The sequence below is a fragment of the Desulfobaculum sp. SPO524 genome, from assembly GCF_044987625.1.
Classification (GTDB): Bacteria; Desulfobacterota; Desulfovibrionia; order Desulfovibrionales; family Desulfovibrionaceae; genus Desulfobaculum.
In genome coordinates, this window is the sequence record NZ_JBJDSB010000006.1 from 41,022 (window position 1) to 58,617 (window position 17,596).

At 62.4% G+C, this 17,596-nt stretch carries 12 protein-coding genes; 7 read left to right on the top strand and 5 right to left on the bottom strand.

The genetic code is table 11. The features are described from left to right. Positions 1-255: 255 nt before the first annotated feature. The 4 genes from lepA to ACI3L3_RS15635 all read left to right on the top strand — a co-directional run bounded on the left by lepA (position 256) and on the right by ACI3L3_RS15635 (position 4,643). The gene (lepA, locus tag ACI3L3_RS15620) at positions 256-2,061 is read left to right on the top strand and encodes a translation elongation factor 4 (RefSeq protein ID WP_404846083.1); all 1,806 of its coding nucleotides are present in this window, start codon (positions 256-258) and stop codon (positions 2,059-2,061) included. A gap of 76 nt (positions 2,062-2,137) precedes the next feature. Next, positions 2,138-2,737, top strand: a complete 600-nt coding sequence (gene lepB, locus ACI3L3_RS15625; RefSeq protein ID WP_404846084.1) for a signal peptidase I — start codon at positions 2,138-2,140, stop codon at positions 2,735-2,737. 182 nt (positions 2,738-2,919) lie between these two features. After that, positions 2,920-4,449 carry a YifB family Mg chelatase-like AAA ATPase gene (locus ACI3L3_RS15630; RefSeq protein ID WP_404846085.1) on the top strand — a complete coding sequence of 510 codons (1,530 nt, stop codon included), beginning with the start codon at positions 2,920-2,922 and terminating at the stop codon, positions 4,447-4,449. A gap of 20 nt (positions 4,450-4,469) precedes the next feature. Beyond that, positions 4,470-4,643 (top strand): hypothetical protein, encoded by a 174-nt coding sequence (locus ACI3L3_RS15635; RefSeq protein WP_404846086.1) that lies wholly within the window; start codon positions 4,470-4,472, stop codon positions 4,641-4,643. Positions 4,644-4,702: 59 nt separating this feature from the next. Here the strand turns inward: ACI3L3_RS15635 and ACI3L3_RS15640 are convergent, their stop codons facing one another. The 5 genes from ACI3L3_RS15640 to ACI3L3_RS15660 form a co-directional block, all read right to left on the bottom strand. Continuing rightward, complete coding sequence (locus tag ACI3L3_RS15640; RefSeq protein ID WP_404846208.1) at positions 4,703-7,777, bottom strand: EAL domain-containing protein; 3,075 nt, start codon at positions 7,775-7,777, stop codon at positions 4,703-4,705. A 190-nt stretch (positions 7,778-7,967) separates the two neighbouring features. Further along, positions 7,968-8,366 (bottom strand): hypothetical protein, encoded by a 399-nt coding sequence (locus ACI3L3_RS15645; protein ID WP_404846087.1) that lies wholly within the window; start codon positions 8,364-8,366, stop codon positions 7,968-7,970. A gap of 301 nt (positions 8,367-8,667) precedes the next feature. Next, positions 8,668-10,878 (bottom strand): carboxypeptidase-like regulatory domain-containing protein, encoded by a 2,211-nt coding sequence (locus ACI3L3_RS15650; RefSeq protein ID WP_404846088.1) that lies wholly within the window; start codon positions 10,876-10,878, stop codon positions 8,668-8,670. A 354-nt stretch (positions 10,879-11,232) separates the two neighbouring features. After that, complete coding sequence (locus ACI3L3_RS15655; protein WP_404846089.1) at positions 11,233-12,342, bottom strand: radical SAM/SPASM domain-containing protein; 1,110 nt, start codon at positions 12,340-12,342, stop codon at positions 11,233-11,235. Between the two features lie 9 nt (positions 12,343-12,351). After that, the gene (locus ACI3L3_RS15660) at positions 12,352-14,400 is read right to left on the bottom strand and encodes a glycosyltransferase (RefSeq protein WP_404846090.1); all 2,049 of its coding nucleotides are present in this window, start codon (positions 14,398-14,400) and stop codon (positions 12,352-12,354) included. Positions 14,401-14,823: 423 nt separating this feature from the next. Between ACI3L3_RS15660 and ACI3L3_RS15665 the strand changes: the two genes are divergently transcribed. The 3 genes from ACI3L3_RS15665 (at position 14,824) to ACI3L3_RS15675 (ending at position 17,375) form a co-directional block, all read left to right on the top strand. Further along, positions 14,824-16,326 carry a sodium-dependent transporter gene (locus tag ACI3L3_RS15665; RefSeq protein ID WP_404846091.1) on the top strand — a complete coding sequence of 501 codons (1,503 nt, stop codon included), beginning with the start codon at positions 14,824-14,826 and terminating at the stop codon, positions 16,324-16,326. Positions 16,327-16,332: 6 nt separating this feature from the next. Further along, positions 16,333-16,425, top strand: coding sequence for a MetS family NSS transporter small subunit (locus tag ACI3L3_RS15670; RefSeq protein ID WP_404846092.1), 93 nt, complete (start codon positions 16,333-16,335; stop codon positions 16,423-16,425). 497 nt (positions 16,426-16,922) lie between these two features. Further along, a complete protein-coding gene (locus ACI3L3_RS15675; RefSeq protein WP_404846093.1) occupies positions 16,923-17,375 on the top strand; it encodes a DUF2721 domain-containing protein in 453 nt (150 codons plus the stop codon). Positions 17,376-17,596: the final 221 nt, after the last annotated feature.

A 17,596-nucleotide genomic window follows, 5' to 3' on the forward strand; every position in this document is an offset into this window, starting at 1 on the left:
ACAATCAACCATTTTTCGAAATTTCCCGGTCGTGAATTCTTCCACATACCCGTGGCAGGCCGCTTTCCGGGCCGCTCCATGGGCGGGGTGCGCACGCAAAACACCAGCACCGGGGCTGGCGCGCCACATCGCGCCCACCCCGACAGTTTACTGCGCCAGCAACTGACATTAGACTTGTGCGGACAAATGCCGTACAGAAGACATCACACCCGTCCGGGTGCAAACCATGACTATCCAAGCAATCGTCGACGACATATGAAGAGCATAAAGAACACACGAAATTTCAGCATCATTGCGCACATCGACCACGGCAAGTCCACCCTTGCCGACCGTATCCTTGAGATTACGGGCCTCGTCAGTGCGCGGGAAAAGCGCGACCAGTACCTGGACAGGATGGAGCTTGAACGCGAACGCGGCATCACCATCAAGTCCCAGACCGTGCGCATTCCCTATACGGCCAAGGACGGCACCGAGTATGTGCTGAACCTCATCGACACGCCGGGCCACGTGGACTTCTCGTACGAAGTTTCGCGGTCCCTCGCCGCGTGCGAAGGCGCTTTGCTGGTGGTTGACGCCACGCAGGGCGTGCAGGCACAGACCCTTGCCAACGTCTACCTCGCGCTGGACAACGACCTTGAGATCATCCCCGTTCTCAACAAGATTGACCTGCCAAGCGCCGACGTAGACACCGTGAAGCAGGAGATCGAGGAAATGATCGGTCTTGACTGCTCCGACGCCATCGAAGTCAGCGCCAAGACGGGCATGAACGTGGATAAGGTGCTGGAGGCCATCGTCGCCAAGCTGCCGCCGCCGGTGGGCGACTCGGAAGAGCGCCTGCGGGCCGTCATCTTCGACTCGTGGTACGACACGTACCGCGGCGTGGTTGTGCTGTTCCGCATGCTGGACGGCACCCTCAAGGTGGGCGACCGCATCCGCATTCACTCCACCAAGCGCGCCTTCGACGTCACCAACCTTGGCGTCTTCTCCCCCAACCCCAAGGAAGTCAAAGCACTCTACCCCGGCGACGTGGGCTTTTTGTGCGCCAACATGAAGGACATCACCGATGCCCCGGTTGGCGACACCGTCACGCTGGAGAAGAACCCCACCGAGCTGCCCTGCCCCGGCTTTAAGGAAATCAAGCCCATGGTCTTCTGCGGCCTGTACCCGGTGGAACCCGCCGAGTACGAACCGCTCAAGGCCGCGCTGGAAAAGCTGCGCCTCAACGACGCGGCGTTCCATTTCGAGCCGGAAACATCCCAGGCCCTCGGCTTTGGCTTCCGCGCCGGATTCCTCGGCCTCCTGCATATGGAAATCATTCAGGAGCGCCTTGAACGCGAATTCGACGCCAAGCTCATCACCACCGCACCGTCCGTGGCGTATAAAATCATCACCACAGACGGCGTGGAAACCATTATCGACAACCCGAGCAATCTGCCCGACCCGCAGGCCATTTCGTCCTTTGCGGAGCCGTATGTGCGCATGGAAATCCACGTGCCCAACGAATTCGTCGGCCCTACGCTCAAACTGTGCGAGGAAAAGCGCGGCATCCAGAAGGATATGCGCTACATGACCTCCACCCGCGTCATCATTACCTACGAGCTGCCCTTTGCCGAAATCGTCTATGACTTCTTCGACAAGCTGAAATCCGTGACCCGAGGCTATGCCTCCATGGACTACGAGTTCATCGACTTCCGCGAAGCCGACCTCGTTAAGCTGGACATGCTCATCAATGGCGACGTGGTGGACGCCCTTGCCATCATTGTGCACCGCGAACGCGCGGCGCGCTACGGCCGCGCCGTGGCCCTGAAGCTGAAGAAGTCCATCCCGCGCCAGCTGTACGAGGTTATCGTGCAGGCCGCCATCGGCTCGCGCATCATCGCGCGCGAGCGCAACGCGCCCATGCGCAAAAACGTTACCGCCAAGTGCTACGGCGGCGACATCACGCGTAAGCGCAAACTTCTTGAAAAGCAGAAGGCCGGCAAAAAGCGCATGAAGAAGATGGGCAGTGTGGAAATCCCACAGGAAGCCTTCCTCGCCGCGCTCAAGGCCGAAACGGACTAAACCGCGCCAGCAACTCAGACGAACTGCGGAAGGGGCCGCCATGCCCCTTCCTCACATACCCAGAGGTTACGAACCCATGAATCCCAGATGGCACAAGGTCCTGCGTGATTATGCCGAAGCGCTCATCATCGCGCTTGTTCTTGCCTTTTTCATCCGCTCCTTTGTGGTACAGGCCTTTAAGATTCCTTCCGGCTCCATGCTGGAGACCCTCCAGATTGGAGACCAGCTTCTCGTCAATAAATTCATCTACGGGGTGAAGCTGCCCTTCACGGACGTGACGCTGCTGCCCATTTCCGACCCCGAGCACGGCGACATCATCGTCTTCCGCTACCCGCGCGACGAGTCCAAGGACTACATCAAGCGCGTCATCGGCACCCCCGGCGACACCCTTGAAATGCGCGACAACGTGGTCTACCGCAACGGCGAGCGCCTCGACGAGCCGTACCTCGCCGGACTGCCGCCCAAAAACTTCCCGCCCACGCACAACTTCGGCCCCATCACCCTGCCCGAAGGCAAATACTTCTGCATGGGCGACAACCGCGAAAACTCCTCGGACTCCCGCTACTGGGGCTTCGTGGACCGCTCGCAAATCATCGGCAAGGCATGGCGCATCTACTGGTCATGGGAGGCCCCCCTCAACATCCGTTGGGGCCGCCTCGGCCAACTGGTCGAATAGCCCGCCCCGCCGCGCCCACAACGCAACACACGGCCCGGTCCATTTTGGACCGGGCCGTGTTTCGTTTGTGGGCCTCTTGCCGCCCCACCCTCTCCGCCTGCAAATGCCGTTTGCATTCCTATATTCATCAATATATATACAGCACTGCCTGTTCGAAAAACCTTTTCCCCGACTGAAGCCACATGATTTCCACCGTTTCCTGCGCCGCCCTCATGGGCATTGATGCCTTCCGGGTGCAACTCGAAGTTGATTTGTCACGTTCCGGCATGCCTGCCTTTACCATGGTGGGCCTTGTGGAGGGGGCTGTGCGCGAAAGCAAGGAGCGCGTCCTCTCCGCCCTGCGCAACTCGGGCTTCAAGCTGCCGCCCTCGCGCATCACCGTCAATCTGGCCCCGGCAACGGTGCGCAAGGAAGGCAGCGCCTATGACCTGCCCCTCGCCCTTGGCCTGCTGGCTGGTGCGGGCACCATTGACGCCGGCGCCCTTGGCGGGTGGTACTTTGCCGGGGAGCTGTCCCTCAGCGGCGAGGTACGGCCCGTGTCCGGGATTCTGCCCATGGCCGTGCGCGCGCGGGACGAGGGGGCCAAGGGTCTCGTGGTCCCGGCGGCCAACGTCGCCGAGGCTTCGGTGGTGGACGGCGTCAGCGTCTACCCCGCCGCCACCCTTGCGGACGTGGTGCGCCACATTACGGGGGAAGCGCCCCTCGAGCCTGCCCCCAGCACCTTGCAGGACCTCTGGGCCATGCGCGAAGCCTTTCCCGTGGACTTCAGCGAAGTAAAGGGGCAGGAACACGCCAAGCGCGCCATAGAAATCGCCTCGGCAGGCGGGCATAATTTGCTGTTCATCGGCCCGCCCGGCAGCGGCAAGACCATGCTGGCCAGCCGCATTCCCACGGTGCTGCCGCCCCTCACCTTTGACGAAGCCCTTGAGGTCACCAAAATCTATTCCGTGGCGGGACTCCTGGACGGTGAACCACTCTGTGTGGCGCGTCCCTTCCGCCGCCCGCACCACACCATTTCCGACGCTGGCCTCATCGGCGGCGGCGCGTATCCGCGGCCGGGGGAAGTGTCGCTGGCCCACCGGGGCGTGCTCTTCCTTGACGAGCTTCCCGAATTCAAAAAGAACGTGCTGGAGGTGCTCCGCCAGCCGCTGGAAGACGGGCGGGTCACCCTGTCCCGCGCGGCAATCTCCCTCACCTACCCGGCGGACCTGATGCTGGTGGCGGCCATGAATCCGTGCCCCTGCGGCTATTACGGCGACGCCAAGCACGCCTGCACCTGCACGCCGCATCAAATTGGGGCGTACCGCTCGCGCCTGTCCGGCCCCCTCCTGGACCGCATTGACCTGCATGTGGAGGTGCCCGCCGTCAATTATGACGACCTGCGGGCGGACGGCCATGGCGCAGATTCCGCCACCATGCGCCAGCGCATCCTTACCGCGCGCAGCGTGCAGGCCACGCGGTACGAGGGGCAAACCATCTTGACCAACTCCGAGCTCAGCGGCCGCCTGCTGGAGCGCTACTGCGCCCTCACCAGCGCAGAACACGCGTTTTTGGAAAAGGCCGTGCACAGCCTTGGCCTGTCCGCACGGGCCTATACGCGGGTGCTGCGCATTGCCCGCACCATTGCCGACCTTGACGGCGCAGACGCCATCGCCGCGCCGCATCTGGCGGAAGCCATCAACTACCGAAGCCTCGACCGGCCGGGAATATAACCCCGCCACGGGAGGAAGCCATGTCCCTTCTCAAGCCCATGTGCGACATCTGCCCCATGCGCCGCCGCGCCGAACGCCGCCCGGATTCGCTGCTGGCCCGGCTATGGCGCTGGCACACCTCGTGGTGCCCCGGCTACCGCCTGTACCAGCGGCAAAAGCGCGCCGACGCCCCACGCCGCGTGCGCGAGCCGTAGTCCAGCGCAGTTTTCCACAGCGCGCCGACTTTTCCACATCCGCCCGGCGCCATGTGGCGCTAATCGGAGAAAATGCTCTTGAGCGCAAAGAACCGACGGAATTCGGTATGCGGGACAGGGCGCGAGAACAAGAAGCCCTGCGCGTGGGTGCATCCGTGCCGGCGCAAAAACTCCACCTGTTCGGGAGTCTCCACGCCTTCGGCCACCACGTTCAGGCCAAGGCTCTCGGCCAGTTGCAGGATGGTGCGGGGTACCACTTCGCTCTCGGGGTTCTCTCCGGTGATGTCCTGCACAAAGGAGCGGTCAATTTTAAGAGTATCAATAGGCAGGCGGCGCAAGTAGGACAGGGATGAATACCCGGTGCCGAAGTCGTCCAGCAGCACGCGCACGCCCATACGCGACAGCCGCCCCAGAATCTCCGAGGCCTGCTGCATATTCTGCATCAGCAGTGTTTCGGTGATTTCCACGCCCATCTGCCCCGGCGCAAGGCCCGTGCGGGAGAGAATGGTCCGCACCTCGTCAGGCAGATTGGTCCCGGCAAAGTGCCGCGCGGACAGATTAATGGAAATCTTGAAATCCTTGGCCCCTTCCTTTTGCCACAGGGCCACGCGCTCCGCCGCATCCTCCATGACCTGCAAGTCAATGGGCACAATAAGCCCCGTCTCCTCGGCAAGGGGGATAAAGTCGTTGGGCGGGACAATAGCGCCATCGGGCTGTACCCAGCGCACCAAGGCCTCCGCGCCAATGACCTCACCCGTAAACAGGTCCACCTGCGGCTGATAATAGCTGACGAAATTTCTGTGCTTCACTGCGGTGCGAAGCTCACCCTCAATGGTCAGACGGCGCATGGCCTTCTGGTTCATCTCCGCCGTAAACATGCTAAAGGAATTCTGCTCCGTGCGCTTGGCCTGATACATGGCCATGTCGGCATTTTGGACCAGCTCCTCCGGGCTGGAGACGCCATCGTCGGGATACACACTCACGCCGATACTAAAGCCCAAATAGAAATCCTGATTCCGGTAGTGGAAGGGCCGCGCAAAGCGGTCATTAATGGATGTGGCAAGGCGCGCCAACGCGTTGCCATCCTTGGCGTCGTCCACCACCACAAGAAACTCGTCACCGCCAAGGCGGGCCACGGTGTCCTTGCTGCGCACCACTTCGCACAGGCGCTCCGCCACCATGCGCAGCACTTCGTCGCCGCTTTGGTGGCCCAGCAGGTCGTTGACCAGCTTAAAATTATCAAGATCCAGCAGAAAAACGCCCACGGAGCACTTGCGCCGCTGGGCCACCTCTATGGCGCGCTCCAAGCGCTCCATAAGCAGGCGGCGGTTGGGCAGACCGGTCAACTCATCATAGAACGCCTGCTGAACAAGCTGCTCCTCGGCCTTTTTCCGCTCCGTAATGTCCACAAGGGACGCCACGCTGATGCGTTCGCCAGGAACCATAGCCACCGTAAGAGTGACATCGTGGGCCTTGCCCTCTGTATCGATAACACGCGCCTCGTACATGCGCGGCGCATCCATGGGGTCCTGCCGCCGCGAGCGGTGGTATTCCAGCATGCGGGGCACATCTTCGGGATGGAACAGGTCCACCCACGAGACCTTGCCCTCAAGCTCCTGCGCGGAGCGGCCAACCAACGCCTCAAACTCCGGATTCGCCAGCAGGATGGTGGTATCTTCCTCAATGAGCATGGTGGCCGCGCCGGTGTTCATGAACACCGTCCTGTACAGCTTTTCCGTTTCCTGCAGGGCAAGCTGGGTTTCCTCCAGCGCCGTGATGTCCACCATGGTTTCAAGAATGCACGCGCGGCCCTGCCACGTCACACGCGCGGCGGTGCTGACAATGCTCACCACGGCCCCATCCTTGCGCCGCAGTTGGCGGACCTTGGTCCGGCCCACATCCTCGGTATGCACCAGCGGGCATCCCGATGTATCCTCGGCCTTGCAGAGCCGGTCCACACAGGGCGCGCCCAGCACCTCCGAGGCATCCAGCCCAAACAGCTCCAGAACAAAAGGATTGACCTCCAGCACCTCCAACGACGATTCATCCACAATCATCACCCCAGCATGCAGATGACTGAGTATCTGACTGAAGAAGTGCTCATTCTCGCGAAGCTGCTCCAGCATGCCGTTGATGTCGTGCGCGAGCACGGCCACTTCGTCAGTGCCGCTCAGCTCCACGGCCCCGGAGTACCCCGGCCCCTTGGTAATGCGTGAGACCTGCCGCCCAAGGCGCGACAAACGCGAAACCACCAACGAATCCATCAGCGCGATAACCACAGCCACCAGCACCATCGCCGGAGCAATCACCCCTGCAATATGATACCGCACCACCCGCCCGGCAAGGGCGTGCAGCGGGCGGGGCATCTTGGCGGCAACCAACAGCGAAGGACTGCCGAACACATCGGCAACGGGCGCCACAGCCATCAAACGTGCCGGGGACAGCGCCCGGACAGTGCCAGGCGCATCAGCCAAATCACGCACAAGCTCCGGCACATTGGGCGCGCCCGCCACATACAGGGATAAATCCAACCCCGCCTCGGCCTCGGCGCGCTGCACAAAAGCCTCATCCATCACCCGTCCCATCACGCACGCCCCGCGCGGCGGACCGGACGGCATGCTCGTCAGCACAGGCATCGCCGAAACAATATGCGGCACCCCGTCAAAGAGCAGCACGCCAGACAAGCCCTCCGTGCCGTAGTCCTGCCCACGCAGCCACAATTCGCGCAGGGCCTGTCGTAACTGGCCGGGCAGAGGTAAAAAGACCCCCCGGTCAAGGTCTGCCAGCCGCCCGGTGGCAACGGAGCCATCGTTATGCAGGAAGACGACAAAACGCAGACGCTGTTCCTCAAAGGTAGAAAACGTCAGGTTGGATTCGACATACGCGGCGTTGCGGTTTTCCATGAAGGCGTAGGTGTCGTCCCACCATGCCCAGTCCCGCGTCAAAGACGCCAGCGAGTGGACCTCGCCGTCCAGAATATTGCGCACCCGCGTCAGGTCGCGAAGCGCATTCTCGCGCTCAACGGCGCTGAACCCGTCCGTATAAACCATAGATATAACCAAGACGGACAGAACCAGCATCGTTGCGCTGGCTAGGAGCACAACCGTGGTCATTGTGCTGCGCAGGGTCTTCATCACAATGTGGCCACCTCGCCGCAATTCGCACAGGTTTGGAGGGAGTTTTCACTCTACCACGCCTGCAGTGCCGAAACAATCTGCGGCGCACGCCCAATGCCCAGCGGACACTCCTTTTCGCCGCAAAAGCAAAAAAAAAGCGCCCGGGCATAAGCCCGGGCGCCAGAAAGGCACAAAAGAGGTGGCCGCGTTAGGCGACCTGGCGAAGCGCACAGCGCAGGAGCTTTTCCCCACACTGGAAGAGAATCTTCACCTTGTCGGTATCCACAAGCTCGCACACATAGCCGGTGCCGAACTTGGGGTGCTCGATAACGTCGTCCAGCTCGTACTCGCCCTGCATGCTGTAGGGCTTGGGAGCGTTTTCACTGCGGGCCTGCAGGGCCTTTTCCCACAGCTTGCGGACGGCTTCGGAATTGACGGCTGCGGCGGCGGCCTTCTTTTTGGACGCGGCGGTGCGGCGCGGGGTGCTGGCGGTGCTGCCGCCTGTGGCGCCGGCCTTGCGTACGGGGCTGACCTTGCCGCCGGAACGCTTGACCACGGTCGCGGAGGTTTCGGCCTTCTGCACGCGGGGCGGGCGATGCTTATGCATGCTTCCACACGCGCAGCACTGGACCTTGATCACTTCGCCATCAACCATGGCGGCAATGATATGATTCGTTACGTCCTTACACCGAGAGCAACGGGACTCGGTGTATCCACCTACAGAAAGCTTTTTTGTGGCCATACGTCTGTTAATCCTTGTCTCGAAAATCTGGGGGCAAACAAAAAACCACAAGGTTCAACCTTGTGGTCGCTGTGTTCCGGATGCGGACCTTTGCCTAGTCTTTTCTCAGACGCTTTGCAACCCCAAGATGAGGCGTACCCCGCGCCTTTTCTGCCTTTGCCAAGCATCACGTGGTGTTGGACGAGGTCCCCTTTTCACCTTTTTTCGCGCCGGCGCGCCAGCCCTGCTGGGGGGCTGATTTTCTATGGCGGCACAGTCCGCCAGAGGCCTCCTCGCCCATGCTCTCCGGGCTGGACGCAAACACCGCGCAGGAATTCGCCGCCTTGATGGCGTTATAAATCCGAAGAAAAGGCACAGGGATGACCAACTCCCATACCGGGTCCGGCTTCCCGGGGTAGGCCTCCCACGTGAGATTCTCGGTCAGCTCCGGTGAATTCGCCGGCAGGTAGACAAGCCCTGTATACTCCATCACCAGTTCAGGGACAGGCTCCTGCGCCCCCTCGTTCACCGCCGGACGCACCGCGGCAGACGTCACATACGAACCAAGTTCGTTCTCAAGCGAGGCGGCAAACTCACCGCCCAGTAAAAAAGAGCCATCAAGCAGCAGCGACCGCGCGTCTTCCCCATTTGCGCACCGCCCCTGCAAGGGGACGCGGATCGTCACAAAGGAGCCGTTATGGCACGTCACCTCAAGCCCCGACATATCCGGCCACACCTGCGCCAGCGCCCTGCCGTCGCGCCACAGGGTAAAGCGGCGCTCCGCGGCCACAGACGGCGCACTGGCACTCTGTGCGCGCAGGATAACCTGTGTCCCGTCCCATGGCGGCGGAGGCGTGCGGTAGGTGCACAGCGCCCAAATGGCCTCATCGCCGCCCTCGCATACAATGCGCCGCTCAGTTTCCCACGTTTCGGTCTGCGGGTTGTACAGGCGGCCCCGGTCCACGGACAGCACAACCTCCTCGCGCCCGGCGCGGACGCCCCCGGCAAACAGGCAGTCCACCCGCATAGGCAAGGGCTGACTGCTGTACAAATCATGCCCGAACGCGTCCGTGGAATCATACCCCAGCTGGCCAGCGGCAAGGTCCAGCCCCCCGGCAAAACGCCCGGCATCATCCCACACAAACCCGCCAAGGCGCAGTTCGGTCAAAGTTGCGCCGCGGCGCAGGTTCACCGCCAGTTGGCAGCGCAGCTCACGCCCGTCCTCAAGACGCGCGGTTATCGTCACGTCGTTGCGCCCCGGGACACAGTCCATCCCGCTCCAATCGCAGACCACGGCGCACTCTCCGCCCTGGACCTGCTCCACGCGCAGGGCGTCGGCCATGGGGCCCTCCACCTCGGCCGTAATGCGCGCCCCGTCAGCAATGGCCTCGGTGGACTCATCCGCGCGCTGCAGCAGGCAGGTCATGGCGCGGCGGGCGTAAGGGCCGTCCTCAAGGGCAAGATTCCATTGCGTCACGCCGCCAGCAAAGGCTGCGCGGAGAGCCACCACGGGGTTGAGGTCCACATCACTGCCCCCATCCGCCATCAGCCGCTCCCGTAGGGCCGCCTTGCGCTCAAGGGACAAAAGTCCCGGATTCTCAGCGTCGATGTCATCCAGCACCTTGGCGGCGACCTCGGCGTATCCTTCCCCGCCAAGGTCGACCATACGGGCGCGGAAGGACTGCGCCATAGCGGCGGCCAGTGGCGCAAGCTCGGCCTCATACCACTGGACGTCCTCGGGCGTCATGCGCAGGTCATGTGCCACGGCGTCCCACACCAGCGGGTCCACGTGCCCGTCGGCTACGCCGTCGGCCATATCCTGCCCCAGCATTGCCACCATGCAGGTAAAGCGCATATGCGCCGGCGCGGCAGCTTCGCCCGCCACATCTCGCACGGCGCGCTCCAATTGGCGGATGCCCGCCTTGGTCAGCGCCACGGCGATGATGGCGTCGTCGTCCATCTCCGCCTCGCCCACGGGGTGGTCCACCAAAACGTCCACCCCCGTGGTGCCCGCTACAAGAGCGACGGCATAGTCCATGGCCTGCCGCGTTAGCTGCCCATCAGGGCACCGGCCACGCGCAATCCAATACGCTAATTGGGAGAGGGGGGAGATTTGGCACAGGGTCTTGCCCTCTGCATGGGGGACGATGCCAAAGACTGATGTTTTCATGGCGAGACGCGTTTCCCCGCCACCAAGGGCCGCGCGCTTTTCCACGCCGCCGCTGAGTTCCACCCTGTAAGGACCGCCGTGGGGAATGTGGGCAATCTCATAATGCCCGGCCTCGGTTGTGGTGCCGCTGCCCACTTCCTCGCCGGTGGCGTAGTCGCGCACCACAACATCCGCCCCGGCAAACACCGAACCGCCCGCGCCACCATGGATGGTCGCAGGCTCGTCCATGCCGCGCCCGTCCGGGCCACACGCCGCCAGTATGACAGCGAGCGCCACCAGACACAGTCGCAGTCCATATGCCCGGCGTATGCCTTTCGGATTCACGACGGTATCAGTCCTCCACATTGTTTCGGACCGACTATATATAGTGCGCTTTTTGTGTCAACGTCTTTTACATATACAGCGCACGCACTGCGCAACAGAAACACACCGTGCTGTGCACGCCGTTTCCGCACACCTCTGCACAGCCTCGCACCTGTGCGCGGCTCTACTGCATCATTTTGCGTCTATATAGACTTGCCTATAGATTCAGTTTCATCACATGGCGGAGCTTTCAAGAGCAGGAGAAGGCAAGAACGGCGGCTAAACGCCACAAAGGTGGGGGCACCCCCGGCACGGGGGCGGGGGCTGATGGGTGGTGGCAAAGGCCGTGCGCAAGGCGTGAGCAACCTCCGCAAGGCGGGCGGCACTGTCAAAGTCCGTGCCGATGTGGGCGGTCAAGGCGTCGTACAGGGCCGTCCGCCGTGAAAAGGCCTCGCGAAAGGCCACATAGTCCGGCGCATCCCATATCTCGGAAAAGGATGACGTCGCAAGGGAGCCAAAGCCCACCCGCTCGGCCTCGCCCCAGCCCGCAGGCGTCAGCCGCGGATACGCGCCGCGCATGGGCGGGCACAGGTACACACAAGGCGACACCGTCCCGTCAGCGGCAAGATAGGCGTTTTCCAAAGGATTCTTGGGGCAGACGGGCAGTTCCTCGGTCCGTAGGTGCGGCGCGGCAAGCTCCACGTGGGACACAATGGCCGCCCAGCGCGCCAGCGCCACCGGCCACCACTGCCGTCCCCGGTCATAGGCCACAAGGCGCTGCTGAGCGGAGCAGCACACATGAACCATATTCGTGCACACCACACGGTCCGCGCCAAGCTCCGCGCACAGCCGCACTGCGCGCGGCAAATCGGCAAGGGTGCGCGGCGTGATGAGCAGATTGACGAGGAGCGGTGGGGATGTCCCCCGTCCCCGCGCGGCAGCGATATCCCGGATGGCCTGAGTCGCCGCGGCAAAGGTGCCCCCGCCGCGCAAGGGGTCCTGCGTTGCGGCGTCGGCCCCGGCAAGGCTGACGGCCATGGAATCCACCCCGGCCGCCACCAGCTCCCGCGCGCCATCGCGGGACAGCAGGACGCCATTGGTGGACAGGCTCACAAGGACACCGCGCGCCTTGAGCTGGGCAACACGGTCCGGAACATCGCCGCGCATCAGAGACTCGCCCCAGCCCTGCACGTGCACGGCGGAAAAGCGCTCTGCCGCATCCAGCATGGCGTTGCAAATTTCCGGCGGCATATCCGCATCAATCCACTGCTCCGGAAAATTGCCGCGCAGGCAGGTGACGCAGCGCAGGGTGCACCGGCTGGAAAGCTCCGCCTGCAACACCCCGTAAGGTCTGTCCTCGGTCATGCTGCGCGCCTCTGCCGCGTTCATAGCGCCCTCCTAAAGCACCGTCCGGAAGCTGCGCACCAAGTCGCGCACCATGCTCTGGTCCGCCAGCCGCCCTCCGTCCGCCGTCAGGCGCTGGAGCGCTCCGCGCACGTCGCGCTGGGCAAGGTCCGCCACCTCCTGCATAAAGGCCGTGAAGACCTGCATCTCCAGCACGTCGCGCACATGGATGGCGCGGTGACGGTGGCGGATATGCAGCAGCTCGCTCTGGGTTTTGGCGGCGTCGGACAGCGCGTCCTCGCTCAGCCATGCGAGGCCGGTATACTCCGGCACATGCACATGCGCGGACACACGCCCCACACGCAAAAAGAAATCCTGATCGCCAAGGGCCGTGTAGCGCGTGTCAAAAAACCCAAACACTTCATGCGCGGCGCGCCGCCACACCGGATGCGGGCCCACGGTGCACGACACCAAATTGTGCTCAAAGACATACTCCGGCCACACCCACGCCCCGCCATCACGCAGGGTGGGCGTATGACTGTCAAAGGTGCCGTGCGGCTCCTCGGTCAGTTTGGTGTCGCCAAAGGCAAGTTGCGCGGTGGGGGCGGCTTCAAGGGCGGCGCACAGCACCTCGCACGCTGTGGGGGCCAGCCGGTCATTGGTGCTCATGGGCATAATGTACTGCCCCGCCGCAAGGTGCACCCCAAGGTTCCACGCCGCATAGATGCCAATGCGCTCCGGCGTGCGGATATACCTGATATTGCCATAGCGCTTCTGGAAGTCCGCCACCACTGCGGCCTCCCCTTCGGGCGAGGCCGCGTCAATGACGATGATTTCCATATCTTGCGCCATGCTTTGGGCCTCAAGGTCCGCTAAGCTCTCGGCAATAAACGCCGCTGACGCGTAGGTGGAGACAATGGCCGTCAACGCGTACTCCCGCGCATGGTACCCCGCGTCGGACCTCGCACAGGAGGCCAACTGGCCGTCAAACTGCCGCCGCAGGGCGTCGTTGCTCATGCTCCGGGCTTCCTCATCGTCCGGCATTTCATCAAGATGAAAGGCCAGCACCTGCAACAAGTCCGCATCGCTTCCAAGCCCGCGCAAAAGCTCCGCCAAGGCAAGCACGGCGGCGCGGTCGTGACGGTTGGCCGCAAGGGCGGCGTCCAACAGACGAATCGCGCGGGCCACCTCCCCCCCGTCGGCAAGGGCGCGGGCCTCCTGCGCCACCGGCGGTCTTGGCTGGGCATCCAGCGAATACGGCGGCGCGCTCGTTGGCGCAGCGTGCACCACGGACGGCGGACAGTGGGCCTTGGGGATATAGGCCACCCATGTACCGTCAAGGCGCACAGGCAGTTGGGGAACGCGCAACAGGGGCATGGGGTGCCTGTCGTCGACAAGAAGGGCATGCTCGTGGGTCAGCCATTCAGGTGGGACGCCAACCCCCAAAAAATCCGGGGCCTTGCGGTGGATGGCGAGGAGCGCGCGGCGGATAAGGTCTGCCCAGTCCCGGTGAGCGCCACGCAGGGCCTCCACGGAGAGAGGTACGCCAAGGGTGCGGCGCGGCGCGACCAAAGCGTTCATGACCACGGCGGCGTCGCGGTGGTCCACAAAACAGGCGTCGTCTGTAACGGCCTCGGGCTGGCAGATGTCCCCTCGCGGCGAACGCTCCCACGCTTCCCCGCCGCCACGGCACAGCCACGCCGCAGGGCCGCCCCCGTCAGCGAAAAGTTCCATGCCGCCACTGCCCGGCGCAATTGGCGGCGCGCCGCACGCGCGCAGTCCCGGCGTCAGCACCAGCCGCACGGCCCCGCGCGGGGCGTCCGCGGCCATCTCCCGCGGGGGCGGAAGGGGCGGCGACACATGCCGAACGCCGCCGGGGAAAATCCGGGCCAGCACATCCGCCGCCGCGCCATCATCCATCCAAAACGTCGGACACACGCCCCACGCGTCATATATGGACAACGCCGTGGCAACAGCGGGCACAACATCGCGCCCGGAAACCGGCAACAGGTACTGGGAACAGCCATTTTTCCCTTTCGAAAGCACATTCGCGCAGGACGTGACCACAAGCCCTCCCGTGCAGAGAGTACAGAGTCTGGGCATACATTCCTGCTGCTTTTCTACTATAAAAAAAGCACTTTGAACACGCCGGTTCACACGCCGCCAGCGCCTTCCCCGATCACAAGACCAAAACGACGCATTTTGCGCCAGAACCAGCCCAAAACGGGCGCAAAAGTCGCCTGTTATGGGCGTTTTCTAGCAAAAGTGACCCTGTAATGTGAATTTGTCTCTAGACTTTGTGCATCAACAGGGGTATTCAGCAATGCTTATCCACAATCGGGGTTTCAGGCCTGTGGTTTCGTTGTGAAAAGCTCCGCTTGGGAGGGAGCTTCCCCAACAAAACCGGCACCGTGCCCCGACGGTGCATAACGAACCGAGACGAACCCAAAAGGGGTTGCACACCTCAGGGGTATGCAATGGGCTCTCCCGGTTCAGCAGAACCTAATCGCATAGGGAAGGTGAATAATGACTGAAAGAGAACAGTGGGGTTCGAGGATCGGTTTCATCCTCGCGGCCGTCGGCTCCGCCATCGGCCTCGGCAACATCTGGCGTTTTCCGTACATGGCGTATGAAAACGGCGGTGGCGCATTTCTGATTCCGTACATCTTTGCCATGCTGACCGCTGGCATCCCCTTCATGATCCTTGAATTCGGCCTTGGCCACAAATTCCGCGGCAGCGCTCCCAAGACTTTTGCCGCCATCAATCCCAAGTGGGAGTGGCTGGGGTGGATGCAGGTGCTGGTTGCCGCTGTTATCGCCGTGTACTACGTGGCGATCATTGGCTGGTCCATCGCCTACACCGGCTTTGCCGTCACGCAGGCATGGGGAACCGCGCCCAAGGACTTTTTCTTTGGCGAATTCCTCGCGCTGACGGGCTCGCCCTTTGAACTGGGCAGCCTGCGGCCGATCATCCTCGTTGCCACCATTGTCGCATGGGGCGTAACGTGGGCGGCCTGCATCTCCGGCGTGAAGGCCGGCATTGAACGCGCCGTCAAGGTGCTGATGCCTACGCTGTTCATCCTGCTGATGGTCATGATTTTCCGGGTGGTGACCCTGCCCGGCGCCAATGAAGGCCTCAACTGGCTCTTTAAGCCCGACTTCAGCGCACTGAGCAACTATAAGGTCTGGGTGGCCGCCTACGGACAGATTTTCTTCACCCTGTCCATTGGCTTCGCCATCATGATCGCCTACTCCAGCTATCTGCCCAAGAAGTCCGACATCAATAATAACGCCTGCATGACGGTGTTCATCAACTGTGGCTTCTCCATGGCCGCCGGCGTGATGATCTTTGCCGTCCTCGGCTACATGGCCGCCAAGCAAGGCGTTGGCGTCAACGAAGTGGTGTCCGGCGGCGTGGGACTGGCCTTTATCACCATCCCCACCGCCATCAACCTGATGCCCATGCCCGCCGTGTTTGGCACGCTGTTCTTCCTGGCGCTGACCATGGCCGGCATCAGCTCGCACATCTCCATTGTTGAGGCCTGCATCTCGGCCTTTATGGACAAGATGGAATGGACCCGCCGCAAGACCGTGAACATCATCTGCGGCACGGGCTTTGTGGTCTCGCTGGTGTTCTGCTCCGGCGCGGGCCTGCTCATCCTCGACATCGTCGACCACTTCATCAACAACTTCGGCATCATGGGCGGCGCAGTTGTGGAGATCTTCCTCATCACGTGGCTGTGCAACCTTGATGTGGTTCGCGACCACGTGAACCGCAACTCCGAATTCTATGTTGGTACGGTTTGGAGCGTGTGCTTGCGCTTCGTCACCGTGCCCATGCTGGGCTTCCTCTTCGTCACCAACCTCGTTGGTGACCTGAAGGCCCTGTACGGCGGCTACTCGCTCATCAGCATCGTGTCCTTCGGCTGGCTCGTTTTTGCGGCCACCGTGGTCATCGGCATCGCCATGCAGGCCAAGACCAGCCCCGCAGGCTACATTGGCTACACCGACAACTCCCTCAAGAGGTAAAAAGATATGACGACCGGAGCAATCATCATGATGGTCATCGGCCTTGGCATCACGTGGGGCGGCGCCGCCCTCTGCCTGAAAAAGGCCATGAAAAAATAGCGACCCTTTCGCTACTGCAATGGATGGGAGAGTGCCTGAGGGCGCTCTCCCTTTTTTTATGCATGAGGGCGCGGGCGAGGGCGCACCGCGCGCCGTTTTTCATGCCCCTGTAGAGCGGTGCGCCTGCTGAAACAGGCCCCAAGGCGCGCCGCACAGGCCACCAGCCCATCCAAAGCGGCAATGCGCCAGCACGACAATACAGTCGCACAGACGACACACAACACCATGCGCGGCCCAATTTCGCGCCACTTGCAAAGGCGAGCGTATGGGTTTTATACGTTTTTGCATGGCATTTTCGCCTCTGCGGCAGAAAAAGCGCATACGCATGCGATACACTCAGATTGTTATGCGTCTGGCTGGCGCTGGCAGAGGCTGGTTGCGCGCTTTTGCGCGTAGCCGCCCAAAGCCGTCGTTGACCCCCTAGCGGCGGAGGCGTAAGCCGCCAAGCTGCGCTCATGCGAGGTCGAGCGCTCTACTACCACCCTAAGGAGATACACATGACCATCGAGGCACTGACACGTGTCCTCCAAGCCTGCATCAGCCCTTGCGTGCTGATATCGGGCGTAGGACTGATTGTCCTTTCCATGACCAACCGGATTGGCCGCCCCATCGACCGCATCCACGTCCTGCAGGACAGGCTGAAGACAGCATCCGAGTCCGAAGCCGTCCTGCTCCACAAGCAGATTGACCTGCTGTTCAAGCGCTGCCGCGTGCTGCAGACCGCCATCAGCCTTGCGCTGTCCAGCGTGTTCTTTGTTAGCGTGATCATCTTGTGCCTGTTCGCCACCTTTGTGGTGGAGCTTCAGCTGCAGAACATCATTGAAGCCATGTTCTTTGCCGCCATCATCTGCCTGGTCTTTTCCATGGTCTTCTTCCTGTGCGACATCCGCATGACGCTCAACTCTCTGCAGGTTGAGCTGCACCCGCACGCCACGTCTTCCGACACGTAGCGCCCAAGACTTTGTCTGACGCAAAGGGGCGCGCCATGCGCCCCTTGCGACGGCATTCCCGCCCCGCGCGCCCGTGCGCGCCTCTTCTGGTCATATCTGCCCAGCTGACGCGGCCCCGCCACCGTGCAGTCATCGCACCCACGCACAAAACGCGCGCAGCGGCGCAATATGGCCACACACGCGCTCCGCGTTTGAGCTGGTTTCCACTTTGCGGTCAGGTC